Here is a 24,380-nt window from a genome sequence, read left to right on the forward strand (position 1 = left end):
GACCCTTACTTCACGATCCGCCAGTTGAGCGGGTAGCGGTAGCTCTCGCCGCGGTTCGCGGCCAGGCCGGCCATGATGCAGAGGATGAGGGTGGCGATGCCGACCACCGGCAGGATCACGAAGCCGATGAGGATGACCGTGGTGATCGCGCCGATGATCTGCGCGATCGTCACCAGGATCGAGAAGTTCAGCGCCTCCTTGCCCTGATCGTCCACGAACGCGCTGCGCTCTCGGAAGATGAGCCAGATGATGAGCGGCGGCAGGAAGCCGAACAGGATGATGCCCAGGTGGGCGAGCATCGCCCAGAGACGCTCGTCGCTCTGCGTCATGGGCTGGGGGCCGTACGGCTGCTGCGGCGGGGGCGGGGACTGCGGCGGGGGCGGCGGATAGTCGGTCATGGCTCTCTCCCTCGGGTGCGGACCTGGGCGGGGGCGCGCGGCGCCCCCGCACGTCCAATCTATCCAGAATCACCCGGTACGGACGGGATTGGAGGCCGCGTCGCGGTGATCGCGCCGCCGCGCCGCGACCGCCCCGGGGGACGTCCGAGGGCCGCGATAGGATTAGCACTCGTCGAGTCCGAGTGCCAGGAGGTCACGTGAGCGAGGAACGCCGGCGCGCCGTGCTCCGCGCGATCGTGGAGGGATACGTGTCCACCCACGAGCCCGTGGGATCCAAGGCGCTGGCGGACGCGCACTCGTTGGGCGTCTCCTCCGCCACCATCCGCAACGACATGGCGATCCTCGAGGAGGAGGGGCTCATCGCGCAGCCCCACACCTCGGCGGGCCGCATCCCCACGGATCTGGGCTACCGGTCGTTCGTGGACCAGCTCGCGGCGGCCGCGCTGCCGGACGCGCACAAGCGCGCGATCGGCACGTTCCTGTCGGACGCCGTCGACCTCAACGACGTCGTCGAGAGGTCGGTGCGGCTGCTCAGCCAGCTCACGCGACAGGTCGCGGTGGTGCAGTACCCGTCGCTGCGGGAGTCCGCGATCCGACGCATCGAGCTGGTGCGCATGGGCGCCGAGCATGCGCTGGTGGTCGTGGTGTCCGCGGACGCCCGCGTCGACCAGCGCACCATCGCGCTGGGCGAGGCGACGTCCGATGAGACGTTCGAGAGGGCCGTGCGCGAGGTCAACCTCACGGCGGAGGGCCTCACGGGCGCCCGCCTCGAGGCTGCGCTCACCGTGTGGGCGGCCGCGGCGGACCAGGTGCCGTGGGCGGGAGCCGTCGCGGACTTCGTGGTGACCGCCGCACGCGGGGGCACCGTCGAGCGTGTGGTGTTCGCCGGCGCATCCAACCTGGCACGTCAGGGCAGCGGGCTCGAGGCCGGCACCATCGCGCCCGTGCTCGAGGCGCTCGAGGAGCAGGTGGTGCTGCTGCGGCTGTTGCACGAGATGGCGGCCGAGGGGGACGATGTCTCGGTTCGCATCGGCGCGGAGACGCACCTCGAGGCGCTGTCGCGCACGTCGATCGTCGCCGCGGCCTACGGCCGCGACGCCTCGTCGCTCGTGGGTGCGCTCGGACCGACACGCATGGACTATCCGGGGACGATGGCAGCCGTGCGCGCCGTCGCCCGCTATCTGTCGAAAGTGGTGGAGCACTAGGTGAAGGACTACTACGCCGTCCTGGGCGTCTCTCGAGACGCCTCCGAGGCGGAGATCAAGAAGGCGTACCGCAAGCTCGCGCGCGAGCTGCACCCCGACGTCGCCGGCGCCGAGGGCGAGGAGCGCTTCAAGGAGGTCGCGGCCGCGTACGACGTGCTCGGCCACGCCGAGAAGCGCGCGCAGTACGACCGCGGCGTGGACCCCCGCGCCGCTTCGGGCGGGGCGGGCGGCCCGCAGGGCTTCGGCTTCGAGGACATCTTCGAGACGTTTTTCGGTGGCGGCGCGGGCCCGTTCGGCGGGCAGCAGCGCGGCCCCGCGTCGCGCACGCAGCGCGGCGGCGACACCCTGGTCCACACCGAGGTCACGCTCGAGGAGGCCGTGTTCGGCGTCGCGCGCGAGATCCAGGTGGACCTCGCGGACGTCTGCACCACGTGCCACGGCACATGCTGCGCGCCGGGCACGCAGCCGCAGGGTTGCCGCCAGTGCAACGGCACCGGCTCGGTCCAGCGCGTCGCTCGCTCCCTCCTGGGCAACGTCATGACCACCGCCCCGTGCCCCACGTGCGGCGGCTACGGCTCGACCATCGAGACGCCGTGTCACGACTGCTCGGGGCAGGGCCGCACCCACTCGCGTCACACGGTCAACGTCGACATCCCGGCGGGCGTCGAGACCGGCACCCGCATCCGCATGACGGCGCAGGGCGACGCCGGCATCGCGGGCGGCCAAAAGGGCGACCTCTACATCGAGATCCGTGAGCGCCAGCATCCGGTGTTCGAGCGCCGCGGCGACGACCTGCATTGCACCCTCCAGGTGCCCATGACGGCGGCCGCTCTCGGCACCGTGCTGTCCGTCGACACGTTCGACGGTGCGCAGGACGTGGACGTGCGCCCCGGCACCCAGTCGGGCTCGACCATCAAGCTCAAGGGTCTCGGCGTCGGCAGGCTGCAGCGTGCGGGCCGGGGCGACCTCCTGGTCCACCTCGACATCGTCACGCCCGCGGAGCTCACCGACGAGCAGGCGGACCTGCTTCGCCAGCTTGCGCAGCTGCGCGGCGAGGAGGCCCCCGAGGCGCGCCTCGCCCCGCTCGGCGGCGGCGTGTTCTCGCGCCTCAAGGACGCCTTCAAGGGCCACTGACCCGTGACCGCACCCGTGTTCGTCGACCCCGCGGCGGCCACCGTCGCCGCGGGCGACGTCCTGCGCGTCGAGGGGGACGAGGCTCGCCACGCGGTGACCGTCCAGCGCCGCCAGGTGGGCGAGCGCATCGACGTCGTCGACGGCGCGGGCACCCGGGCCGCCGGCGTGCTGGTCGCCACCGGCGACCGGTGGATGGAGGTCCACGTCGAGGCCGTGAGCCGGGACCGCGACCCCGAGGTGACGCTCGTGCAGGCCCTCGCCAAGGGCGGCCGCGACGAGCAGGCGGTCGAGGCGGCCGTCGAGCTCGGCGCCACGCGCATCGTCCCGTGGTCGTCGGATCGCGCGATCGTGCAGTGGCGCGGCCCCAAGGCCGCGAAGGGCCGGGAGAAGTGGGCCTCGCTCGCGCTCGCGGCGGCCAAGCAGTCGCGCCGGGCGCGGGTCCCGGCGGTGGACGATGCCCTGACCAGCAGGCAGCTCGCGGCACGGGTGGCGGAGGCGGTCGCCTCGGGCACCCGGGTGCTCGTGCTCCACGAGGTGGCCGCGACGCCCCTCGCGTCGCTGACCTGGGCGGATCCGGACACGCCCGTGTGGCTGGTGGTGGGTCCCGAGGGTGGGATCTCCGATGCGGAGATCGACGCGCTCACCGAGGCCGGCGCCGAGCCGGTGGTGCTCGGTCCGCACGTGCTGCGCGCCTCCTCGGCCGGCCCCGCGGCGATCGCCGCGCTCGGCGCCCTGCGGGGCCACTGGGCCGCGCCGGTCACTACGCTGGGGGGATGAGCACCACGGATTGCATCTTCTGCAAGATCGTCGCGGGGGAGATCCCCGCGACGAAGGTCGTCGAGACGGACAGCGTGATCGCGTTCCGCGACATCGCCCCCAAGGCGCCGGTGCACGTGCTCGTCGCCCCCAAGCACCACGTGCCGAACGTCGCCGCCGCGGCCGCCGAGATCCCCGAGGTCCTCGCCGAGATGGCGCAGGTCGCGCAGCGGATCGCCGATGCGGAGTGCGACGGCGAGTTCCGCCTCATCTTCAACACGGGCGCGACGGCGGGCCAGTCCGTGTTCCACGTCCACGGGCATGTGCTCGGCGGCGCGGCGCTCGGTTGGGAGCCTGCGTGAGCGTCACTCGCGTGGTGGTGGTCGAGGACGCGTCGCGGATGCCCGACCTGCTCGGATCCGGCGATGGCGTGCTGCGTGAGGTCGAGCGCGCCTTCCCGGCCGTCGACATCCTGGTGCGCGGCAACCGCATCACCCTGACGGGCGACGAGGACGACGTCGCGGCCGCCGCCTCCGCCGTCGAGGAGCTCCGCGACGTGCTCGGCGCGGGCGTGCCCCTCACGCCCGATGTCGCCCGCGAGTCCGTGCGCATGCTGCGGGCCGCCGGCGCGACGGCGACGTCGGCCGCCGGGGCGACCGCCGCATCGTCCACCGCGACCGCGGAGCGTCCCGCGGGCGTCCTCAGCCGTTCGATCCTGTCCACGCGCGGCCGGACCATCCGACCCAAGACGCAGGGCCAGGCCTCGTACGTCCACGCGATCGAGACCCATACGATCACGTTCGGGATCGGGCCCGCCGGCACCGGCAAGACGTACCTCGCGATGGCGCAGGCCGTGGCGGCGCTGCAGGCGAAGCGCGTCAACAGGATCGTCCTCACCCGGCCCGCGGTGGAGGCGGGGGAGCGGCTCGGCTTCCTGCCCGGCTCGCTGGGCGAGAAGATCGACCCGTACCTGCGGCCGCTCTACGACGCGCTGCACGACATGGTGGACCCCGAGTCCGTCCCCAAGCTCATGGAGGCCGGCACCATCGAGGTCGCGCCGCTCGCGTACATGCGCGGCCGCACCCTCAACGACGCGTTCGTGATCCTCGACGAGGCGCAGAACACCACGCGCGAGCAGATGAAGATGTTCCTCACGCGCCTGGGGTTCGGCACCACGATGGTGGTGACCGGCGACGTCACGCAGGTGGACCTGCCCGGCGGCACCACGTCCGGGCTGCGCGCGGCGTCCGAGATCCTGTCGGGGGTGGAGGACATCGCGTTCTGCCACCTGGGCGCGCAGGACGTGGTCCGGCATCGCCTGGTGAGCGACATCATCACCGCGTATGCGAAGAACGACGAGCAGGAGCAGGGCCGCGGCCCTCGCCCCACCGGCCAGCGTCGCCGGTTCGACCGGGAGGAGCGCCAGTGATCGAGGTCAACAACGAGACCGACGCGAGCGTCGACGAGGTCGAGTTCGCGGAGCTCGCGCGGTACGTGCTCGCGCAGATGCACGTCGCGGACGGCGCGGAGCTCGCGATCATGTTCGTCGACGAGGAGGCGATGGAGCAGCTCCACGTCCAGTGGATGGACGAGCCCGGCCCGACCGACGTGCTCAGCTTCCCCATGGACGAACTGCGTCCCGGCACCCCCGACGAGCCCACGCCCGCGGGCCTCCTGGGCGACATCGTGGTGTGCCCGTCCGTCGCGCAGCGCCAGGCCGCCGCGGCCGGCCACAGCGCGGAGGAGGAGATGCTGCTCCTCACCACGCACGGCATCCTGCACCTGCTCGGCTACGACCATGTGGAGCCCGAGGAGGAGAAGGAGATGTTCGCGCTGCAGCGCAACCTGCTGCTCACCTTCCTCGCGAGCCGATGAGCTCCTCGGCCGTCTCGCTCCTCGTGGCGGTCGTGGTCGCGGGCCTCGCGGGTGCGGCGGCGCTGCATGCCGTGGTCGCCGCGTTCGAGCAGATCCCCTACGCCGACGAGCGGCGCATGGCGGGGCAGCTGCGCCCCGACGGGCGTCCCACCCGGGCGGCCCGTCTCGCGGCGCTGCCCGACCACGCCGACAACGCGTCCTCGGTGGCGTACGCGGTGCTCGAGACCGTCGCCGTGGTCGCGTGGACGGCGCTCGCGCTCGCGCTGGGCGACACGCTCGGTTGGAGCGCGGGCCCCACGCTGATCCTGGCATGGGCCGTCGCCGCGTTCTTGTCGCTGGTGATCGTGCGCGCCTGGCCGCGCGCCGCCGCACGCCGTTCGCCCGAGGTCGCGATCCGGGCGCTCGCTCCGCTCGCGTGGACGCTCATCCGCGTCACCACCCCCATCCGTGCCGTGGTGCCCGCGCTGCGGATCCGCGAGCTGTCCGAGCCCGAGGACCTGGTCGAGCAGGCCGGTGAGGCGCTCGAGGAGGAGGACGCGGAGCTCCTGCGCTCCGTGGTGTCGCTGGGCGAGACGCTCACCCGCGAGGTGATGGTGCCGCGCACCGACATGATCACCATCCAGGCCGGCACGGCGGCGCGCAAGGCGATGCTGCTGTTCATGCGCTCGGGCTTCTCGCGGGTGCCGGTGATCCGCGGCGAGGTCGACGACACCGTCGGGATCCTCTACCTCAAGGACGTGGTGCGGGCCACGTGGGACCACCCCGAGCGTCTCGAGGAGGCCATCGACGCGCTCATGCGCGAGCCGGTGTTCGTCCCCGAGTCCGTGCCCGCCGACGACCTGCTGCGCCGCATGCAGGACGAGGTGTTCCACATGGCGCTGGTGGTCGACGAGTTCGGCGGCGTCGCCGGCGTGGTCACCATCGAGGACGCGCTCGAGGAGATCGTCGGCGAGGTGGTCGACGAGCACGACCGCAGCGCGCCCGAGGTCGAGGACCTGGGCGACGGCCGGTACCGCGTGCCCGCCCGCTGCGGCCTCGACGAGCTCGCGGAGCTGTTCGACGTCGAGATCGACGACGAGGACGTCGAGACCGTCGCGGGCCTGCTCGCGAAGGCCCTGGGCAAGGTGCCCATCCCCGGATCCCGCGCGACCGCGCACGGGATCGAGCTGCTCGCCGAGCGCGCCGAGGGGCGCAGGCGCACGCTGGTGTCCGTGATCGCGTCGCGCGTCGTGGAGGACGATGCGCCGGTGCAGACGGGCGAGAACGAGACGGTTCCGCGCAGGCGGGCACGGAAGGACGAGGACGATGACCGATAACCACCGCTCCGGCTTCGCGGCGTTCGTGGGACGCCCCAACGCGGGCAAGTCGACGCTGATGAACGCCCTGGTAGGAGACAAGGTTGCGATCATGTCCTCGCGGCCGCAGACCACGCGGCGCGCGATCCGCGGGATCGTCAACCGGCCCGAGGCCCAGCTGGTGATCGTCGACACGCCCGGCCTCCACCGCCCCCGCACGCTGCTGGGCGAGAGGCTCAACGACCTGGTCCGCGAGACGCTGTCGGAGGTCGACGTCATCGGGTTCTGCCTGCCCGCCGACGAGAAGGTGGGCCCCGGCGACAAGTGGATCGCCCGCGAGCTCGCGGACTCGCGCCGGCCCGTGGTGGCGATCGTGACCAAGGTGGACAAGGTGTCGCGCGAGCGCGTCGCCGAGCACCTGCTCGACGTGTCGCAGCTGGGGGAGTGGGCCGAGATCATCCCGGTGAGCTCGGTCAAGGACATCCAGATGGGAACCCTGGTGGACGTGCTCGCGAAGTACCTTCCCGAGGGCCCCGCGCTGTATCCCGACGGCGAGCTCACCGATGAGCCCGAGGACATCCGCATCGCGGAGCTCATCCGCGAGGCGGCGCTCGAGGGCGTGCGCGACGAGCTCCCGCACTCGATCGCGGTGGTGATCGAGGAGATGGTCGAGCCCGATTCCGAGGACGCCCACCGCCCGGTGCTGGAGATCCGCGCGCACGTGTTCGTGGAGCGCGACTCGCAGAAGGGCATCATCATCGGCAAGGCGGGCTCGCGGCTCAAGGAGGTCGGCGCGACCGCCCGGGCCGGGATCGAGCACTTGCTGGGCCGGAAGGTGTACCTCGACCTGCATGTGAAGGTCGCGAAGGACTGGCAGCGGGACCCCAAGCAGCTGGGGCGGCTCGGGTTCTAGGGGTGGGTATCGGGCTCCGCCCGGATCCCGGCCGCCGGTCCTGCATGCAGGACCCGAGTGCGATCGGTCCCGCATACGGGTCGCCCCTGCTCGCATTCAGGGTCCGTGCCGGAAGAGTCCTGCATGCAGGATCCACGCGCCGGACCCGAAGCATCCGACATCGGCAGTAGCCGCGCCGTCCCGCGAACCCGCTATGGTGGCTACATGCGTGCACGCTCGCTGCTTATGTGCCGCGACGAGGCCTAGACCAGGTCGGACCCTCGTCGCGGCCACAGTCCTGCCGACCGAGGACCCCAGCGACAACCGCAAGCAGCGAGGAATCATGAGCCACTACACCGGCGGCGCGCAGACCGCGTCCCCCATGCCCGTCAAGAAGTACATCCCGTTCGATCAGCAGATCCAGGTGGACCTGCCGGACCGGACATGGCCGAATGCGAAGATCACCCAGGCCCCGCGCTGGTGCGCGGTCGACCTGCGCGACGGCAACCAGGCCCTCATCGAGCCCATGAACGCCGAGCGCAAGATGCGCATGTTCGAGCTCCTGGTGCGCATGGGCTACAAGGAGATCGAGGTCGGCTTCCCGAGCGCGAGCCAGACCGACTTCGACTTCGTCCGTGCCCTCATCGAGGAGGACCGGATCCCCGAGGACGTCACCATCCAGGTGCTGACCCAGGCGCGCGAGCACCTGATCGAGCGCACCTATGAGTCGCTCAAGGGCGCGAAGCAGGCGATCGTCCACCTGTACAACTCGACGTCCATCCTGCAGCGCGAGGTGGTCTTCCGTGCGAACGAGGACGAGGTCCTCGACATCGCCACGCACGGCGCGATGCTGTGCCAGAAGTACGAGGAGACCATCCCGGACACCCGGATCTTCTACGAGTACAGCCCCGAGTCGTACACGGGCACCGAGCTCGCCTACGCGGTCCGCGTGTGCAACGCCGTGCTGGACGTGTGGAAGCCCACGCCCGACCGCAAGGTGATCATCAACCTGCCGGCGACCGTCGAGATGGCCACGCCCAACGTGTACGCCGACTCGATCGAGTGGATGAACAGGAACCTCGACTACCGCGACTCCGTGGTGCTGTCCCTGCACCCGCACAACGACCGCGGCACCGCGATCGCGGCCGCCGAGCTGGGCTACATGGCCGGCGCCGACCGCATCGAGGGCTGCCTGTTCGGCAACGGCGAGCGCACCGGCAACGTCGACCTGGTGACCCTGGGCATGAACCTGTTCAGCCAGGGCATCGACCCGGAGATCGACTTCTCCGACATCGACGAGGTCCGCCGCACCGTCGAGTACTGCAACCAGATCGACGTGCACCCGCGTCACCCGTGGGGCGGCGACCTGGTCTTCACCGCGTTCTCCGGCTCGCACCAGGACGCGATCAAGAAGGGCCTCGAGGCGATGGCGGCCAAGGCGCAGAAGCAGGGCGTCGAGGTCGACGACCTGCTGTGGGCGGTGCCGTACCTGCCGATCGACCCCAAGGACGTGGGCCGCTCGTACGAGGCGGTCATCCGCGTCAACTCGCAGTCCGGCAAGGGCGGCGTCGCGTACCTGCTCAAGACGGAGCGCAATCTCGACCTGCCCCGCCGCCTCCAGATCGAGTTCTCCCGCGTGGTCCAGCGCGAGGCCGACGCGTCCGGCGCGGAGATGACCGCCGACAACCTGTGGCACATCTTCCAGGACGAATACCTGCCGGCGACCGACCCCGAGCTCAAGTGGGGCCGCTTCTCGCTCGTCGGCACCCGTGCCACCTCGAGCGACGTGGGCCCCGACACCCTCGCGGCGGACATCACCGACGCCGGCGTGCCCGTCACCGTCGAGGGCTCCGGCAACGGCCCCGTCGCCGCGTTCGTCGCGGCGCTCGGCACGCGCGGCGCCAAGGTCGAGGTGCTCGACTATCACGAGCACGCGATGAGCGGTGGCGGCGACGCGGTCGCGGCCGCGTACGTCGAGTGCGCGATCGGCGACCAGATCCTGTGGGGCGTGGGCATCGACCCGTCCATCACCACCGCCACGCTCAAGGCCATCATCTCCGCGGTCAACCGCGAGGGTCGATGACTCGTCGCCTCGCCCGCGTCATCGGCGTCGCCGCGGCCGTCCTGGCCGCGGCGACGCTGACCGCGTGCGGCTCCAGCACCCCCGACACCGAGCTCTCGGATCTCTCGGGCCTGGGCCTGACCGCCGCCGACTGCAGCGACACCGTCCAGATGGCCGGCATCGAGTCCGACGACCCCGGCGCGGTGGTGGAGTGCTGGACCGGTAGCCCGGAGGACGGACTCATCGCCACCGCCGACGCGACGCTCGCGCAGCTGCTCGCCGACAACCCCGACGGCGACGACGTCACCGAGGCCCTGTGCTGGGACGACACCCTCACGGACGCGGAGGCGAGCGCCTGCCGCGCGATCCTGGTGGGGAGCACCAGCGACGGCGCGGTGGTCTCCGCGGTGCTCGCGCTCAAGGACCCCGCCGCGGTCATCGGTGCCATCTCCGACGACCCGACCGAGGCCGAGATCGAGGAGGCGCTCACCGGCGCCGAGATCGAGGTGCTCGTCTTCAGCGAGCCCGCCGCGTCGGAGACCGGCGACCTCTGAGCCCGTCCTCTCGACCGCGGGACGATGCGCGGGCCTGGTCGCGTACGTGACGGCGCCCCGGCGCTCCTCGCGGGGAGGGCCGGGGCGCCGCGTGCGTCGGGTCAGGCCGGGACCGCCTCCGGCAGCACCTGACGCGGCTCGGCCACGGCGCGCGGCGCCCGGGCGAGCAGCCACGCGGTCAGCCCCATCTCCGCGAGCATCGACGGCACCGCGACCACGGCGAGCATGACGTCCGCGATGGCCGCGTAGTCCGCGACCAGCACGTGGGCGAACGTGTCCACGATGTAGGCCCCGCCCGCGACGGCGAGGCCCACGCCCAGGATGCGAGGCGCGAGGCTCGACGTCACCAGGATCCGCCCCACCACCATGAGGTGGAGCCCGAACGCGACCAGCCCGATCAGCCAGGCCACGTCGAAGGCCTGCATGGCGGTCCCGACCCCCGCGGACCGCGCATCGTCCCCCAGGCCCGCGACGGCGGCGCCGCCGGTGGCGAGGTGCAGCGCGACCGCCATGAAGGTGACGGCGACGGCGAAGACGATGCTGTAGCCCAGCCGCAGCCAAGCGGCGAGCAGCGAGCGGTGCTCTCCGGTGTGCCGGAGCAGCACGTGGAGCGCCCATGCGATGCCGATGTCGATGATCGCGATGGTGACGAAGGCGGCGATCCCGACGCGGAACAGCGCGGCGTCGGCGGCGATCGCGGCCATGGTGGCGGCGGGGTCGTCGGGGATGACCAGACGGTTGCGGACGGCGAAGTTCGCGAAGATCGCGAGCACGAAGATCGCGACGTAGCCGGCGCCGGCCCAGCGGGCGACGGCGGGCAGGGCGGGCGTGGACTGCGGGGTGGACGATGCGCGGGTGGCGGTCATGATGGCTCCTCGGGTACGGCGGGGGGACGGGTGGGTCGGGCGGTCAGTCCTGGACGACCACGGCCGCCTTGCCCGCGATGCGGCCGGCGGCGAGGTCCGCGACGGCCGTGCCGGCCTGGGCGAGCGGGTACGTGCGGGTGAGCGCGGGAGCGAGGGACCCGGCGACGATGCGCGTGGTCAGGGCCTCGAGCGGCTCCGCCGCGGTGACCGCGAGGATGCCGGTGAGCGTCTGGCGCGTGAACAGCGACACCAGCGACGCGCGCAGCTGGCGACCGGCGCCGCCGGTGAGCGAGCCTCCGCCCTCGCCACCGACGATCACGAGCGTGCCCTCGGTGCCGAGGATGCGGCGCAGTCGGCGCAGCGGCGTGAGGCCGCCGATGTCGATGATCGCGTCGTAGATGGTGGCGAGCGCGGTGACGTCGGTGGTGCGGTAGTCGATCACGTCCGTCGCGCCGAGCGAGCGGACCAGGTCCGCCTTCGCGCCGCTGGCGACGCCGGTGACCCGGGCGCCCGCCGCGACGGCGAGCTGCACCGCGTACGATCCGACGCCGCCCGAGGCGCCGAGCACCAGCACGCGGTCGCCGGGCTCGATCGCGGCGCGCTCGACGGCCTTGAGAGCCGTGACGCCGGAGACGGGCACCACGGCCGCGGCGGCGAAGCTCATCGCGTCCGGCTTGCGCACCAGCTGGCCCTCCTTGGCGATCGCGTGCTCGGCGAAGGACCCGGTCGCGGTGCCGAGCACCTCGTCACCCGCGGCGAACCGGGTGACGCCCTCGCCGATCCCGACGACCACGCCGGCGACGTCCGAGCCGGCGACGGGCTGGCGCGGGTGCGTGAGCCCGAAGCCCATGAGGCGCATCACCAGCGGTCGACCGGTGGCCAGGTGCCAGACGCCGCGATCGACGCCCGCGGCGCGCACCTCGACGAGGACCTCGCCGGGACCGGGAGTCGGACGCTCGACGGTCTCGACGCGGATGGCCTCGGGGCCGGTGTACTCGCGCTGGACGGCGGCCCGAGTGGTGGCGGTGGAGGTGGGGACGGTGGCGGTCATGTCGGGGCTCCTTCTCGTGTCGATGCGATTCGTACTTAGTACGACTTGCTATGCTCGACCGTAGGCGTACTTAGTACGAATCGCAAGGGCTGGAGCGAGAATGACCACAGAAGACGTGGTGACCAGGGACGATGCCTCGGCCCGCAAGCCGCGGCTGTCGCGCGAGCGGGTGATCACCGCCGCGATGGAGCTGGCGGACCGCGACGGGATCGAGTCCCTCACCATTCGCGCGCTCGCGGAGGACCTGGGGACCAAGCCCATGACGATCTACCACCACGTCGCGGGAAAGGAGGTGCTGCTCGACGGCATGGTCGACATCGTCTTCTCGGAGATCGAGAACCCGCCGACGGACCTCGAGTGGCGTGAGGCTCTGCGCGTCCGCTGTCGGTCGGCGCGCGTGGTGCTCGCGCGTCACCCGTGGTCGGTGCCGTTGCTCGAGTCGCGGACCTCGCCCGGGCCCGAGCTGCTCCGCCACCACGAGGCGGTGCTCGCGACCCTCGCGCGGGGCGGCCTGCCGCTGCCGCAGATGGCGCACGCCTACGCGGTCCTCGACAGCTTCGTGTACGGCTTCGCGCTCCAGGAAGCCAACCTGCCGGTGCAGGGCGGCGAGGGGATGGCGGAGGTCGCGCAGGAGATCGCGGCGGCGTTCGACCCCGGCGCGTACCCGAACCTCGTGAGGCTCACGGTCGACCACGTGATGAAGCCGGGGTACTCCTTCGGCTCGTCGTTCGACGTGGGGCTCGAGATGCTGCTCGACGGGATCGCGCGCGCGGCAGAATAGGCGGGTGCCCCTCTACCGTGACGACGCGATCGTCCTCCGCACCCACAAGCTGGGCGAGGCCGACCGGATCGTCACCATGCTCACGCGTCGCCACGGCAAGGTGCGCGCCGTCGCGAAGGGTGTGCGCCGCACCTCGAGCCGCCTCGGCGCGCGCATGGAGCCGTTCATGCTGGTCGACGTCCAGCTCTACGAAGGCCGCAACCTCGACATCGTGAGCCAGGTCGAGACCAAGGAGCCGTACGCGCGCCGCATCGCGGAGGACTACGGGATGTTCACCGCCGCCACCGCGATGGTGGAGACGGCGGACAAGCTGGTCGACCACGAACGCGAGCCCGCGTGGGAGCAGTACCGCCTGCTCCACGGCGCGCTGGGCGCGCTGAGCCGCCGCGAGCATGAGCCGGGCCTGGTGCTCGACAGCTTCCTGCTCCGCTCGCTGTCCCTCGCGGGCTACGAGCCCAGCTTCTCCGACTGCGCGAGCTGCGGGCGTCCGGGTCCCCACCGCGCCTTCGTGGTGGGCGGGGGAGGGGCGGTGTGCGAGAGCTGCCGCCCGCCCGGCGCCGCCGCCCCCGCGCCGGAGACGTTCTCCCTGCTCGAGGCGCTGCTGTCCGGGGACTGGCCCACCGCGGACGCGTCCGAGGCCCGCAACCGGCGCGACGCCGCCGGCCTCATCGCGGCGTACACGCAGTTCCACCTCGAGCGGAAGGTCCGCAGCCTGGGCCACGTGGACCGGACCTGACCGGCGCCCCGTGCGCGGGGCGAGGATGCCCGCCCGCCGGGCCGGAGCGTCGTCCGCCGATAGGCTTTCCACCGTGACCGTCCTGCCCCCGTTCCCGCACGCGTCCGGCGCGACCCCGCCCGCCCTGCCCCAGGCCGCGGTCCCGAAGCACGTAGCGGTCGTGATGGACGGCAACGGCCGCTGGGCGAAGGAGCGCGGGCTGCCGCGCACCGCCGGGCACGAGCGCGGCGAGGCGTCCCTGCTCGACGTGGTCGCGGGCGCGATCGAGATCGGCGTCACGCACATCAGCGCGTACGCGTTCAGCACCGAGAACTGGAAGCGCAGTCCCGATGAGGTCCGCTTCCTCATGGGCTTCAACCGCGACGTGATCCGCCGTCGCCGCGACGAGATGCACAGCTGGGGCGTGCGCGTGCGCTGGGCCGGCCGCCGCCCCAAGCTGTGGCGCTCCGTCATCACCGAGCTCGAGAAGGCCGAGGAGCTCACGCGCGAGAACACGACGCTCACGCTCACGATGTGCGTGAACTACGGCGGCCGCGCCGAGATCGCGGACGCCGCGAAGGCGATCGCGATGAAGGTCGCGGCGGGGGAGCTGGACCCGTCCAAGATCACCGAGAAGACGCTCGCGGCACACCTCGACGAGCCCGACATGCCCGACGTCGACCTGTTCTGGCGCTCCAGCGGCGAGCAGCGGTCATCGAACTTCCTGCCGTGGCAGGCGGCCTACGCGGAGTACGTGTTCAGCGACACGCTGTGGCCCGATGTCGACCGCACGCACCTGTGGGCCGCGATCGAGGAGTACGCGCGGCGCAACCGCCGCTTCGGCGCCGCGTAGCGGCGGTCGCGGCTACGCGACGGGGGACGATGCGGCGGTCGCCTGGTCCTCGCCCGTCGCCTCCCGACGGCGACGGCGCGCCACGAGCACGGCGACCACGGCGGCGACCAGCAGCACGCTGCCCGCGAGCATCCACGGGGACGTCGTGAACGCCTGCCACGCGGAGAAGCCGACCAGCTCGTAGGCGCCGGCCCAGAGGAGGCATCCGGGGATCATCGCGAGCGTGTAGCGGCCCCAGTGCATGCGCGCGTATCCGGCGCCGCCGTTGACCAGCGACTGGATCCCGATGGTGAGGAAGGAAAGCGGGATCGCGATCCAGCCCCACCGTTCGGTGAACGCCTGCGCCTTCGCCATGCCCGGTCCGGAGAAGCGGCGCGCGATGCGGGCGCGCTTGCTGTGCTGCTTCTCGGCGCGATCGGCGACCGCATCCGCGCCGGCGCGCGCCCAGCGCGCCAGCCAGTAGGTCGCCTGCGTGCGCACGAACACGATGAGCACGAGTGCCGCGAACAGCCACCACCAGGGGCCGTCCATGACGAAGTCGGGGATGCCGGGCATCACGCGTCGCCGGCCGCGGCGCACTCGGGGCACACCCCGGTGAGCTCGATGGTGTGGCGGATGTCGCCGTAGCCGTGCTCGCGGCCGATCGCCGCCGCGTACGCCTCGAAGTCCGGCACGTCGATCTCGACGGCCTTGCCGCAGACGCGGCACCGCAGGTGGTGGTGATGCTCCTCGCCCGCCTCGCAGCGGCGGTAGAGGGTCTCGCCGGATTCCGCGACCACGGCATCCACCTCGCCGGTCTCGGCGAGCGACTGCAGGGCGCGGTAGACGGTCGCGAGGCCCGTGGTCGAGCCCTCGGAGCGGAGGCGCTCGTGCCACGCCTGTGCCGAGCGGAACTCGCCCAGGTCCAGCGCGTCGAGGATCTCGCGTCGCTGGCGCGTCATGCGGGGGCGTGGGGCGGCGGAGGTCACGTGCCCCTCCTCGTGAGCGAGGTGATGGAGGCGACCGCGACGTACACGAGCACGCCGAGCGTGACGATCAGCGCGCCCGGCTGGACGTCGTAGAACACGGTGATCCAGATGCCGGTGAGGGTGAGCGCCGCGCCGATCCCCATCGCGAGGTGCATGGTCCGTGCGAAGGAGCGCGTGATGAGCTGCGCGATCGCGACGGGCACGATCATCAGCGCGCTCACCAGCAGCACGCCGACCACGCGCATCGCGACGGTGATGGTGACGGCCGCGAGCACCGCGACCACCATGTTGAGCGCCTCGACGGGGAGGCCGGTGGAGCGTGCGAACTCCTGGTCGTGGGTGACGGCGAACAGCGCAGTCCTGAGGCCGAGCCCCACCAGCAGGATGACCGCCGCGAGCCCCACGCTCATCCACACGTCGCCCCACGTCACGGTGGAGATGGAACCGAAGAGGTAGCCCAGCAGGTTGGCGTTCGAGCCGCCCGCGAGCCCGATGAGCAGCACGCCGCCGGCGATGCCGCCGTAGAACAGGATCGCCATCACCACGTCCGCGGCGGCGCCGCGCGAGCGCATGCGCTCGATCACCACGGCGCCGATGATCGCGAACAGCACGGCGCCGGGGATGGCGAGCGCGTCCTGTTGAGCGAGATCGAACAGGCTGCCGGCCAGCCAGCCGGCCGCGACGCCAGCGAGGGCCACGTGGCCGATGCCGTCGCCGAGCAGCGCCATCTTGCGTTGCACCAGGTAGGTGCCCATCACGGGCGCGGCGAGGCCCACCAGGAGGCCCACCAGCAGCATGCGCTGGATCAGTGGTTCGGCGAGGAGGTTCACGGCCCCTCCAATCCCAGGCCGCCGTCGCGCGTCGGCGGGTCCGTGTGGGGGTGCTCGTGGTCGTGCCCGGGCAGCGCGTGGACGCCCAGGTCCTTGGGCGGCGGGCCGTCGTAGGTGACGCAGCCGCGCTCGAGGACCACCGCGCGGTCGATGTGGTGGGCCATGGCGCCCAGCTCGTGGAGCACGATCACCACGCCCACGCGGTCGTGCTTGAGGTGGCCCACGGTGTGGGAGAACGCGACCTGCGACTCGAGGTCCACGCCCGCCATGGGCTCGTCGAGGATGAGCAGGCGCGGCTTGCGCACCAGGGCGCGCGCGATCAGGACGCGCTGCTGCTGACCGCCGGACAGGCGCGAGACGTCGCGCTTGGCGAGGTCCTCGATGCCCACGGAGCGCAGCGCGGCACGGGCACGGGCGTGTGCGTCGCGGGGCGGCACGAGGCCGCGCAGGCGGGCGCCCACGCGGTCCGCGCCGTCGCGGCTGCCCAGCAGGCCCGAGGTCACCACCTCGAGCGAGGTGGCGGACACGCCGCCCGCCGCGCTGATGCGCTGGGGCACGTAGCCCAGGTGGGCGCGGGACGATGCGGTGGCCGGGCGGGCGAACAGCCGGATGGTGCCGGACTGGTGGGGCACGGCTCCCACGATCGAGCGCACGAAGGTCGACTTGCCGGAGCCGTTGCCGCCCATGAGCGCGACCACCTCTCCGGGCTGCGCGGTGAGCGAGACGCCGTGGAGGATCTCGGTGCCCTGGAGGGAGACGCGGACGTCCCGCGCCTCGACGAGCGAGGGCGGGACGTCACGGATCTCGGCGGGTTCACTCACAGCCGAGCGCAGCCTCCAGCGCTGCGAGGTTCCTGGTCATGACAGCAATGTAGTCGTCGCCGTCCGCGACGGTCTCCACCGGGCTCAGCACCGTCGTCTCGACGCCCGCGTCCGCGGCGAGGGCCTGGGCGACCGACGCGCTCACGGCGTCCTCCGTGAACACCGTGGTCGCGCCGGTCTCCGCGATGAGGTCCTTGATCTCGAGGATGCGCGCAGGGGAGGGCTCGCTCTCGGGGTCGATGCCGGCCACGCCCTCCTGGTGCAGGCCGTACGCCTCCGCGAGGTAGGAGAACGCCTCGTGGCTCGTCACGAAGGTGTCACGCTCGCACTGCGCGAGCCCGTCGCGGTAGTCCGTGTCGAGGCCGTCGAGCGTGGCGTGGAGCGCCTCCGCGTTGGCGGTGTAGGTGGCGGCGTTGTCGGGGTCCGCCGTCGCGAACGCCTCGCCCACGGCGTCGCCGAAGTGCGCGAGCAGCTCGGGGTCGAGCCAGAAGTGCGGGTCCATGGAGCCGTGCTCGTGGTCGTCCGCCTCCTCGTCCGCGTGCTCGTCGGCGGCGTGCAGCTCGACCACCGTGCCGGCGTCGAGCGCCTCCACGCCGGTGGTGGAGATCGCGTCGTCGACGGCGGGCTGGAAGTCCGCCAGGTACAGCGCGAGGTCCGCGGTGCCGAGCTGGCGGACCGTGTTCGGCGAGAGCTCGACGTCGTGCGGCTCGACGCCCGCGGGGGTCATGGAGACGGTCGACACGAGGTCGCCGCCCACCTGTTCGGCGACGAACTGCAGCGGGTAGAAGGCGGTGGCGACGGTGAGCGCCGCGTCCGGATCGGCGGACCCGCCGCCGACGATGGGCTCGGCGGAGCAGCCGGCGAGCGCGAGGGTGGACACGGTGGCGGCCGCGACGAGCGTGCCGGTGCGACGGGAGGGGGTGAGCATGGTCACCACCGTACTGCAATTGATAATCATTGTCGATAAGACGTTGGTCCCGGGGTGGCGCGCTGCTGTGGGCGGAGCCGTCGCGAACCCGACCCGAGCATCGTCCCCCGCCCGGCCGTCGCATCGTCCCCGGCACGTTCGCCGCTAGACTTGCGCGAGCGATTCCGACCCCCTGCCAAGGAGCATCACGTGGCCGCACCCAGCCGTCTCGACAACGTCATCTCGCTCGCGAAGCGCCGCGGCTTCGTGTTCCCCTGCGGCGAGATCTACGGAGGCACGCGCTCCGCGTGGGACTACGGGCCGCTCGGCGTGGAGCTCAAGGAGAACATCAAGCGCCAGTGGTGGCGCGCGATGGTCACCTCGCGTGACGACATCGTGGGCCTCGACTCGTCCGTGATCCTGCCCCCGCAGGTGTGGGAGGCCTCGGGCCACATCGCCGCGTTCGTCGACCCTCTGATCGAGTGCCTGTCCTGCCACAAGCGCTACCGCGAGGACCACCTGCTCGAGGAGTTCGAGGAGAAGAAGGGCCGCCCGGCGGAGAACGGCCTCGCCGACATCGCGTGCGCCGCGTGCGGCACCCGCGGCCAGTGGACCGAGCCCAAGATGTTCAACGGCCTGCTGCGCACCTACCTGGGCGCCGCCTCTGACGAGTCCGGCCTGCACTACCTGCGCCCGGAGACCGCGCAGGGCATCTTCGTGAACTTCGAGAACGTCATGCGCACCGCGCGCCAGAAGCCCCCGTTCGGCATCGCGCAGGTCGGCAAGTCGTTCCGCAACGAGATCACTCCCGGCAACTTCATCTTCCGCACGCGCGAGTTCGAGCAGATGGAGATGGAGTTCTTCGTGGTGCCCGGCACCGACGAGGAGTGGCACCAGCACTGGATCGACACCCGTAAGGCCTGGTACACCGACCTCGGCATCTCCGAGGACAACCTGCGCCTCTACGCGCACCCGCAGGAGAAGCTCTCGCACTACTCCAAGGGCACCACGGACATCGAGTACCGCTTCGGCTTCCAGGGCTCGGAGTGGGGCGAGCTCGAGGGCATCGCGAACCGCACCGACTTCGACCTGTCGACGCACGCGAAGCACTCCGGCAAGGACCTGTCCTACCTCGACCCGACCACCAACGAGCGTTTCGTGCCGTACGTGATCGAGCCCGCCGCCGGCCTGTCGCGCTCCCTCATGGCGTTCCTCGTCGAGGCGTACCAGGAGGAGGAGGTCGCGACCGCGAAGGGCGGCACCGAGACCCGCACCGTCCTGCGCCTCGACCACCGCCTCGCGCCCATCAAGGCCGCGGTGCTGCCGCTGTCGAAGTCCGCGGACCTGGTCCCCACCGCCGAGGCGCTCGCCAAGGAGCTGCGCGGCGCGTGGAACATCGACGTCGACGTCACGCAGTCGATCGGCAAGCGCTACCGCCGTCAGGACGAGGTCGGCACGCCGTACTGCATCACCATCGACTTCGACACGCTCGACGACCAGGCCGTCACCATCCGTGACCGCGACACCATGCAGCAGGAGCGCGTCGCGCTCTCGCAGGTGAGCGGCTACCTCGCGCAGCGCCTCATCGGCGCCTGAGGTCCGGACCCGACCCGGTCACCGGAGCGCACGCCATGGGCGCCGGCCACTCGCATCTGACGGAGCACCGTCCCGCGGCCACGCCCGCCACCACGCGCCTGCTGTGGGCGCTCGTGGCCGGGGTGGTCGCGGCGGTGGCCGTCGGGGCGGCGCTCACGTGGCCGTCCTCGTGGGACGTGATCGGCTCGGAGAGCTTCCTCTACGAGGACGCGACCCGCGTCGAGGGCACCGTGGTGTCGTTCGACGAGGAGACGGGCGCATCCGTGGTCGACGTCACCACCCCCGGTTTCGAGGGCGAGCGCGACATGTCGCCCACCGGCAACCGGGCTCTCGAGCTGCAGGCGGGCGACACCGTGGTCGCGGTGGAGGTCGCGCCCGACCAGCCGCTGGTGTTCTCCGACTTCCAGCGCGACCCGCCCATCCTCGCGCTGCTGATCGTGTACGTGGTGCTGGTGCTCGCCGTCGCGTGGTGGCGAGGGCTGGGCGCGCTGGTGGGCCTGGTGCTCGCGTTCGGGATCATCGCCTTCTACACGGTGCCGGCGCTGTTCGACGGAGCCAACCCCGCGATCGTGGGGCTCGTGACGTCCGCCGGAGCGCTCTTCGTGCTGCTCTACGTCGCGCACGGTCCCAACGCCCGCACCACGACCGCGTACCTGGGCACCATCGCGGGCCTGCTCATGACGGCGCTGCTGGGCACGTGGGCGGTGTCCGCGGCGCGGATCCCCGGCGTCCCCTCCGAGGCCGAGGTCAACCTCGACTTCCTCGAGGGCCGCCTGTCGCTCTCCGGCCTCGCGCTGTGCGGTCTCATGATCGCCGGCCTCGGCGTGCTCAACGACGTCACCATCACCCAGGCCTCCGCGGTGTGGGAGCTGGGCGCCGCGCGCTCGGACCTCGGGCCGTGGCAGCTGTTCCGTCGCGGCATGCGGATCGGTCGCGATCACATCGCCTCGACCGTCTACACGATCGCGTTCGCGTACGTGGGCGCCTCGCTGCCGCTCATCATGCTCATCGCGGTCTACGACAACCCGCTGTCCACCGCCATCACGTCCTCCGAGCTCGCCGGCGAGGTGGTGCGGACCCTCGTCGGGTCGATCGGTCTGGTGCTCGCGGTGCCGCTCACCACAGCGATCGGCGCCCTGATCGTGGGGATCGGGGGAGAGGCGGGGGACGATGCCGGGGTCGGCTCTCCCCACGAGAGCGCCCCGGTCGCGGGTGCCGTCGAGGCACCTGAGGGGAACACCGGCGTCTGAACCGGGGCCGAAGCCGTGGGAAATGAAGGAATCGTGCTGATTTCTCCCCTTTTGTCGCATTCCTCTTGACTCGCCACGCGTGCGGGCCGCACGCTTGTCCTGGCGGGCATTCGGGGCGCGGAAGCGTCCCTGGGGGAAGAGGGCCGAGTGCTCCCGTCCCTCCTTGCACGTCGTGGCTGCGCGCCTGGTCGCTGCGCCGCGGCGCCTCGCGCCCGGGCTTTCCCTCAGCGGCCCGGGCGCGAGAGCGTCCGTCATCCGATCTGCATCTCAGGCCGGCATTCGCGCGCGCCCGTGACCAGTCTCCACACGGATTCTGCAATTGCACCCATGCTGGTCGGGCGACGCGACGCGAGTTGCAGGCGAATCGGCCCGGATCGGGAGATCCGTGTGGAGCCTGGTCGCGTGGCAACGGGGCAGAAGGGCCGAGCCGAGCCACCTGAGACAATGGACCCCATGTCTTCGACCACCCGCCTCCTCCCGCCGCTGCGCATCGGCCCCCTCGAGGTCGACACCCCCGTGGTCCTCGCGCCCATGGCGGGCGTGACCAACGCCGCGTTCCGCCGCCTGTGCCGCGAGCACGGCGGCGGCCTCTACGTCGCCGAGATGGTGACGTCCCGCGCGCTGGTCGAGCGCACCCCCGAGTCCCTCCGGATCATCGCCCACGACCCCGACGAGACCCCGCGCTCGGTGCAGGTCTACGGCGTCGACCCCGCGACCATCGGCGCCGCGGTCAGGATGATCGCCGAGGAGGACCGCGCGGACCACATCGACATGAACTTCGGCTGCCCGGTCCCCAAGGTCACCCGCAAGGGCGGGGGAGCGGTGCTGCCCTGGAAGCGCGACCTGTTCAAGGACATCGTCCGGGCGGCGGTCCGCGAGGCCTCGAAGTTCGACATCCCCGTCACCGTGAAGATGCGCAAGGGCGTCGACGAGGACCACCTCACCTACCTCGACGCGGCACGTACCGCGGAGAAGGAGGGTGTCGCGGCGGTCGCGCTGCACGCACGCACCGCCGCCGACTACTACTCCGGAACCGCCGACTGGGAGGCGATCGCGCGCCTCAAGGACGCCATCACCACCATCCCTGTCCTGGGCAACGGCGACATCTGGCAGGCCGAGGACGCGCTGCGCATGGTCGAGCAGACCGGCTGCGACGGCGTGGTGGTGGGCCGCGGCTGCATGGGCCGCCCGTGGCTGTTCGCCGACCTGCAGGCCGCGTTCGAGGGCCGCGAGGAGCGTGTGCGCCCCGGCCTGCGCATCGTCGCCGACGCGATCTACCGCCACGGTGAGCTGATGATCCGCCACTTCGACGACGACGAGGACAAGGGCATGCGCGAGCTGCGCAAGCACATGTCCTGGTACCTCAAGGGTTACCCGGTCGGCGGGGAGACCCGCCGCTCGCTCGGGCTCATCTCGACGCTCGCGGAGCTGCGCGAGATCCTCGACACGCTCGACCTCGCCGCCGACTATCCGGGAACCGAGGCGGAGGGGCCTCGCGGCCGCCAGGGCTCGCCGCGCGTGCCCAGCTGCCCCGACGGCTGGCTCGACACCCAGGACATCACCCCGGATCTCGAGGCGCGCCTGCGCGAGGCGGAGCTGAGCGTCTCCGGCGGCTGATCGCACGGTGTGACAAATCGCACCGGACAAACCTCGCATTCCTGTTCTAGCGTGTGAGCATGACCCGGGTGCGTGCCTATCTTGCGATGTCGCTGGACGGGATGGTCGCCGCTCCGGGCGACGGCCTCGACTGGCTCGAGCCGCGGGCGGAGGGCGCCCCGCCCGTCGCCGACCAGCCGTGGAGCGTGTCCGACGACGACGCCCTGCACTTCGGCGACTTCCTCGACCGCGTGGGCTGCATCGTCATGGGTAGGCGGACGTTCGACATCGTGACGGCCTTCCCGGACTGGCCCTACCGCGACCTGCCGATGCTGGTCGCGACCCACCGCCCCCTCGAGCACGACCGCCCGACGGTGCGGCCGGCCCGGGGCACCATCGCAGAGCTGATCGAGCAGGCGCGCGCGCAGGCGGGCCGCAAGGACATCTACGTCGACGGCGCGACCATGGTGTGTGACGCGCTCGCCGCGCGCGTGCTCGACGAGCTCGTGGTCACGGTGGTCCCGACCGTGCTGGGGCAGGGCATCTCGCTGTTCGGCGGGCTCACCCATCCGGCGGAGCTCACCGCGGAGCATGTGGTGAGGTTCGGGGAAGGGTTCGTGCAGATCCACCTGTCCTGCCCGACCACGGACCGCTGACGCCGCCCGGGGTCACCGGACCACCGCATCGTCCCCGGTAGAGTCGACGCGTGAGCGCCTTTCCCGACGGCTACGCCGCAGCGGACGTGCAGCGCTACGTCTCGGAGCCGCCCAAGCAGGCCCAGCGGACGCCGTTCGAGCGCGATCGCGCCCGGATAGTCCACTCCAGCGCCCTGCGCCGCCTGGGCGCGAAGACGCAGATCCTGGGGGCCGGCACCGGGGACTTCGTGCGGACGCGCCTCACGCACACGCTCGAGGTGGCGCAGGTGGGCCGCAGCCTGGGCAAGATGCTGGGCTGCGACCCCGACGTGGTCGACGCGGCGTGCCTCGCGCACGACCTGGGTCACCCGCCGTTCGGGCACAATGGCGAGCGCGCGCTCGACGAGGTCTCGCGGGACATCGGCGGCTTCGAGGGCAACGCGCAGACGCTGCGCATCCTGGCCCGCCTCGAGACCAAGACCTACGATCCGGCGACCGGTCAGAGCGTGGGCCTCAACCTCACGCGCGCGGTGCTCGACGCGGCGGTGAAGTACCCGTGGACCGAGGACGCGACGCCCACCCGCGCCGACGGCAGCCCCACCAGGAAGTTCGGCGTCTACGACGACGACATCCCGGTGTTCAGGTGGCTGCGCGAGGGCGCGCCCGAGCGGGCACAGAGCTTCGAGGCGCAGGTGATGGACCTCGCGGACGACATCGCCTACTCCGTGCACGACGTCGAGGACTCCGTGGTCCACCACACCGTCTCGCTGGGCGTGCTGCGCGACCCCGCGCGCGCACGCGAGATCGCCGACCACGCCCGCGAGTGGTACGGCCGCGGCGAGCCGGACGCGTTGCTCGCCGCGCTCGACCGGCTGCGCGCGGAGCCGTGGTGGATGGACGACTACGACGGCTCGCACCGCGCCCTCGCGACGCTCAAGGACATGACCAGCCAGCTGATCGGCCGCGTGGTCGGGACAGTGGGGGAGGCGACGCGTGCGGAGTACGGCGACGGCCCGCTGACGCGCCACCACGCGCGCCTGGTGATCCCCGAGCACCTAGCGGACGAGATCCTCATGCTCAAGGGCATCGCCGTCCACTTCCTCATGGCGCCGCGCGAGCGCAAGCCCGCGTACCGCCAGCAGCGCCAGCGCCTCGCGGACCTGGTGGGCGCGCTGGTCGAGCTGGGGGACGAGGCGCTCGAACCGCACTTCGCGGCGATGCACCGGGAGGCGGCGGACGATGCGGCGCGCAAGCGGGTGGTGATCGACCAGATCGCGTCGCTCACCGACAAGTCGGCGTACGACTGGCACCACCGCTACGTCGCGCGGCGGAAGGCGTAG

Annotated in this window: 26 protein-coding genes; 18 read left to right on the forward strand and 8 right to left on the reverse strand. The window is 71.9% G+C overall.

Annotated elements, in window-relative coordinates; genetic code table 11:
* Nucleotides 1-5: 5 nt before the first annotated feature.
* Nucleotides 6-398 (reverse strand): DUF4870 domain-containing protein, encoded by a 393-nt coding sequence (locus tag AOM01_RS03555; RefSeq protein ID WP_062289079.1) that lies wholly within the window; start codon nt 396-398, stop codon nt 6-8.
* A 197-nt stretch (nt 399-595) separates the two neighbouring features.
* On the opposite strand from AOM01_RS03555, the gene hrcA reads away from it, so the two are divergent.
* From hrcA to AOM01_RS03605, 10 genes are all read left to right on the forward strand, one after another.
* Nucleotides 596-1,603: a heat-inducible transcriptional repressor HrcA gene (gene hrcA, locus AOM01_RS03560; RefSeq protein WP_062289081.1), complete on the forward strand. Its 1,008-nt coding sequence runs from the start codon at nt 596-598 to the stop codon at nt 1,601-1,603.
* The gene (gene dnaJ / locus AOM01_RS03565; RefSeq protein WP_062289083.1) at nt 1,604-2,737 is read left to right on the forward strand and encodes a molecular chaperone DnaJ; all 1,134 of its coding nucleotides are present in this window, start codon (nt 1,604-1,606) and stop codon (nt 2,735-2,737) included.
* Between the two features lie 3 nt (nt 2,738-2,740).
* Entirely contained in the window at nt 2,741-3,514 is a 774-nt protein-coding gene (locus AOM01_RS03570; RefSeq protein ID WP_062289086.1) for a 16S rRNA (uracil(1498)-N(3))-methyltransferase, read from the forward strand.
* Entirely contained in the window at nt 3,511-3,855 is a 345-nt protein-coding gene (locus tag AOM01_RS03575) for a histidine triad nucleotide-binding protein (RefSeq protein ID WP_062289089.1), read from the forward strand. Before AOM01_RS03570 ends, AOM01_RS03575 begins: the two co-directional genes overlap by 4 nt.
* A gap of 38 nt (nt 3,856-3,893) precedes the next feature.
* Nucleotides 3,894-4,922, forward strand: coding sequence for a PhoH family protein (locus AOM01_RS03580; protein ID WP_082109999.1), 1,029 nt, complete (start codon nt 3,894-3,896; stop codon nt 4,920-4,922).
* Nucleotides 4,919-5,368, forward strand: a complete 450-nt coding sequence (ybeY, locus tag AOM01_RS03585) for an rRNA maturation RNase YbeY (protein ID WP_062289096.1) — start codon at nt 4,919-4,921, stop codon at nt 5,366-5,368. Before AOM01_RS03580 ends, ybeY begins: the two co-directional genes overlap by 4 nt.
* Nucleotides 5,365-6,684 (forward strand): hemolysin family protein, encoded by a 1,320-nt coding sequence (locus tag AOM01_RS03590; protein ID WP_062289099.1) that lies wholly within the window; start codon nt 5,365-5,367, stop codon nt 6,682-6,684. The genes ybeY and AOM01_RS03590 overlap by 4 nt, the downstream gene beginning before the upstream one ends.
* On the forward strand, nt 6,674-7,576 hold the full coding sequence (era, locus tag AOM01_RS03595; protein WP_062289101.1) for a GTPase Era: 903 nt from the start codon (nt 6,674-6,676) through the stop codon (nt 7,574-7,576). Before AOM01_RS03590 ends, era begins: the two co-directional genes overlap by 11 nt.
* A gap of 322 nt (nt 7,577-7,898) precedes the next feature.
* The gene (gene leuA / locus AOM01_RS03600) at nt 7,899-9,638 is read left to right on the forward strand and encodes a 2-isopropylmalate synthase (RefSeq protein WP_062289104.1); all 1,740 of its coding nucleotides are present in this window, start codon (nt 7,899-7,901) and stop codon (nt 9,636-9,638) included.
* Nucleotides 9,635-10,171, forward strand: a complete 537-nt coding sequence (locus tag AOM01_RS03605; protein ID WP_062289107.1) for a hypothetical protein — start codon at nt 9,635-9,637, stop codon at nt 10,169-10,171. Before leuA ends, AOM01_RS03605 begins: the two co-directional genes overlap by 4 nt.
* Nucleotides 10,172-10,272: 101 nt before the next feature.
* Here AOM01_RS03605 and AOM01_RS03610 read toward each other — a convergent pair whose 3' ends face one another.
* Nucleotides 10,273-11,037 carry a DUF4386 domain-containing protein gene (locus AOM01_RS03610; RefSeq protein WP_062289110.1) on the reverse strand — a complete coding sequence of 255 codons (765 nt, stop codon included), beginning with the start codon at nt 11,035-11,037 and terminating at the stop codon, nt 10,273-10,275.
* Nucleotides 11,038-11,080: 43 nt separating this feature from the next.
* Nucleotides 11,081-12,088 carry an NAD(P)-dependent alcohol dehydrogenase gene (locus AOM01_RS03615; RefSeq protein WP_062289113.1) on the reverse strand — a complete coding sequence of 336 codons (1,008 nt, stop codon included), beginning with the start codon at nt 12,086-12,088 and terminating at the stop codon, nt 11,081-11,083.
* 100 nt (nt 12,089-12,188) lie between these two features.
* Here AOM01_RS03615 and AOM01_RS03620 point away from each other — a divergent pair, with 100 nt between their 5' ends.
* From AOM01_RS03620 to AOM01_RS03630, 3 genes are all read left to right on the forward strand, one after another.
* Nucleotides 12,189-12,869 carry a TetR/AcrR family transcriptional regulator gene (locus tag AOM01_RS03620; RefSeq protein WP_062289116.1) on the forward strand — a complete coding sequence of 227 codons (681 nt, stop codon included), beginning with the start codon at nt 12,189-12,191 and terminating at the stop codon, nt 12,867-12,869.
* Nucleotides 12,870-12,873: 4 nt separating this feature from the next.
* Nucleotides 12,874-13,605 carry a DNA repair protein RecO gene (recO, locus tag AOM01_RS03625; protein WP_062289119.1) on the forward strand — a complete coding sequence of 244 codons (732 nt, stop codon included), beginning with the start codon at nt 12,874-12,876 and terminating at the stop codon, nt 13,603-13,605.
* A 73-nt stretch (nt 13,606-13,678) separates the two neighbouring features.
* Nucleotides 13,679-14,437 (forward strand): isoprenyl transferase, encoded by a 759-nt coding sequence (locus AOM01_RS03630; protein ID WP_228374201.1) that lies wholly within the window; start codon nt 13,679-13,681, stop codon nt 14,435-14,437.
* Nucleotides 14,438-14,449: 12 nt separating this feature from the next.
* On the opposite strand, the gene AOM01_RS03635 is transcribed toward AOM01_RS03630, so the two are convergent.
* Genes AOM01_RS03635 through AOM01_RS03655 form a run of 5 tightly spaced genes read right to left on the reverse strand, consistent with a single transcriptional unit; the run spans nt 14,450 to nt 17,984 of the window.
* A complete protein-coding gene (locus AOM01_RS03635; RefSeq protein ID WP_082110000.1) occupies nt 14,450-14,992 on the reverse strand; it encodes a DedA family protein in 543 nt (180 codons plus the stop codon).
* Nucleotides 14,992-15,405: a Fur family transcriptional regulator gene (locus tag AOM01_RS03640; protein WP_082109951.1), complete on the reverse strand. Its 414-nt coding sequence runs from the start codon at nt 15,403-15,405 to the stop codon at nt 14,992-14,994. The genes AOM01_RS03635 and AOM01_RS03640 overlap by 1 nt, the downstream gene beginning before the upstream one ends.
* Nucleotides 15,402-16,235 (reverse strand): metal ABC transporter permease, encoded by an 834-nt coding sequence (locus AOM01_RS03645; protein WP_439645095.1) that lies wholly within the window; start codon nt 16,233-16,235, stop codon nt 15,402-15,404. The genes AOM01_RS03640 and AOM01_RS03645 overlap by 4 nt, the downstream gene beginning before the upstream one ends.
* Complete coding sequence (locus AOM01_RS03650; RefSeq protein WP_062289130.1) at nt 16,232-17,056, reverse strand: metal ABC transporter ATP-binding protein; 825 nt, start codon at nt 17,054-17,056, stop codon at nt 16,232-16,234. The genes AOM01_RS03645 and AOM01_RS03650 overlap by 4 nt, the downstream gene beginning before the upstream one ends.
* Nucleotides 17,049-17,984: a metal ABC transporter substrate-binding protein gene (locus AOM01_RS03655; RefSeq protein WP_062289886.1), complete on the reverse strand. Its 936-nt coding sequence runs from the start codon at nt 17,982-17,984 to the stop codon at nt 17,049-17,051. Before AOM01_RS03655 ends, AOM01_RS03650 begins: the two co-directional genes overlap by 8 nt.
* A gap of 189 nt (nt 17,985-18,173) precedes the next feature.
* Between AOM01_RS03655 and AOM01_RS03660 the strand changes: the two genes are divergently transcribed.
* The 5 genes from AOM01_RS03660 (at nt 18,174) to AOM01_RS03680 (ending at nt 24,380) form a co-directional block, all read left to right on the forward strand.
* Nucleotides 18,174-19,559 (forward strand): glycine--tRNA ligase, encoded by a 1,386-nt coding sequence (locus AOM01_RS03660; RefSeq protein WP_062289133.1) that lies wholly within the window; start codon nt 18,174-18,176, stop codon nt 19,557-19,559.
* 35 nt (nt 19,560-19,594) lie between these two features.
* A complete protein-coding gene (locus AOM01_RS03665) occupies nt 19,595-20,809 on the forward strand; it encodes a YibE/F family protein (RefSeq protein ID WP_062289137.1) in 1,215 nt (404 codons plus the stop codon).
* A gap of 453 nt (nt 20,810-21,262) precedes the next feature.
* Entirely contained in the window at nt 21,263-22,426 is a 1,164-nt protein-coding gene (gene dusB / locus AOM01_RS03670) for a tRNA dihydrouridine synthase DusB (protein ID WP_369401521.1), read from the forward strand.
* A 59-nt stretch (nt 22,427-22,485) separates the two neighbouring features.
* Entirely contained in the window at nt 22,486-23,061 is a 576-nt protein-coding gene (locus AOM01_RS03675) for a dihydrofolate reductase family protein (RefSeq protein WP_082109952.1), read from the forward strand.
* A gap of 50 nt (nt 23,062-23,111) precedes the next feature.
* Nucleotides 23,112-24,380 carry a deoxyguanosinetriphosphate triphosphohydrolase gene (locus tag AOM01_RS03680; protein ID WP_062289146.1) on the forward strand — a complete coding sequence of 423 codons (1,269 nt, stop codon included), beginning with the start codon at nt 23,112-23,114 and terminating at the stop codon, nt 24,378-24,380.

This window comes from Demequina phytophila (assembly GCF_000971135.1).
GTDB classification, from domain to species: domain Bacteria; phylum Actinomycetota; class Actinomycetes; order Actinomycetales; family Demequinaceae; genus Demequina; species Demequina phytophila.

Excerpts from the sequence above, each read along its gene's own strand:
- AOM01_RS03675 (WP_082109952.1), top strand. The coding sequence starts at position 22,486 with ATGACCCGGGTGCGTGCCTATCTTGCGATGTCGCTGGACGGGATGGTC.
- AOM01_RS03655 (WP_062289886.1), bottom strand. The coding sequence starts at position 17,984 with ATGCTCACCCCCTCCCGTCGCACCGGCACGCTCGTCGCGGCCGCCACC.
- AOM01_RS03555 (WP_062289079.1), bottom strand. The coding sequence starts at position 398 with ATGACCGACTATCCGCCGCCCCCGCCGCAGTCCCCGCCCCCGCCGCAG.
- AOM01_RS03665 (WP_062289137.1), top strand. The coding sequence starts at position 19,595 with ATGGGCGCCGGCCACTCGCATCTGACGGAGCACCGTCCCGCGGCCACG.
- AOM01_RS03615 (WP_062289113.1), bottom strand. The coding sequence starts at position 12,088 with ATGACCGCCACCGTCCCCACCTCCACCGCCACCACTCGGGCCGCCGTC.
- AOM01_RS03605 (WP_062289107.1), top strand. The coding sequence starts at position 9,635 with ATGACTCGTCGCCTCGCCCGCGTCATCGGCGTCGCCGCGGCCGTCCTG.
- dusB (WP_369401521.1), top strand. The coding sequence starts at position 21,263 with ATGTCTTCGACCACCCGCCTCCTCCCGCCGCTGCGCATCGGCCCCCTC.
- leuA (WP_062289104.1), top strand. The coding sequence starts at position 7,899 with ATGAGCCACTACACCGGCGGCGCGCAGACCGCGTCCCCCATGCCCGTC.
- era (WP_062289101.1), top strand. The coding sequence starts at position 6,674 with ATGACCGATAACCACCGCTCCGGCTTCGCGGCGTTCGTGGGACGCCCC.
- AOM01_RS03635 (WP_082110000.1), bottom strand. The coding sequence starts at position 14,992 with ATGCCCGGCATCCCCGACTTCGTCATGGACGGCCCCTGGTGGTGGCTG.
- AOM01_RS03575 (WP_062289089.1), top strand. The coding sequence starts at position 3,511 with ATGAGCACCACGGATTGCATCTTCTGCAAGATCGTCGCGGGGGAGATC.
- AOM01_RS03610 (WP_062289110.1), bottom strand. The coding sequence starts at position 11,037 with ATGACCGCCACCCGCGCATCGTCCACCCCGCAGTCCACGCCCGCCCTG.
- AOM01_RS03590 (WP_062289099.1), top strand. The coding sequence starts at position 5,365 with ATGAGCTCCTCGGCCGTCTCGCTCCTCGTGGCGGTCGTGGTCGCGGGC.
- AOM01_RS03580 (WP_082109999.1), top strand. The coding sequence starts at position 3,894 with ATGCCCGACCTGCTCGGATCCGGCGATGGCGTGCTGCGTGAGGTCGAG.
- AOM01_RS03620 (WP_062289116.1), top strand. The coding sequence starts at position 12,189 with ATGACCACAGAAGACGTGGTGACCAGGGACGATGCCTCGGCCCGCAAG.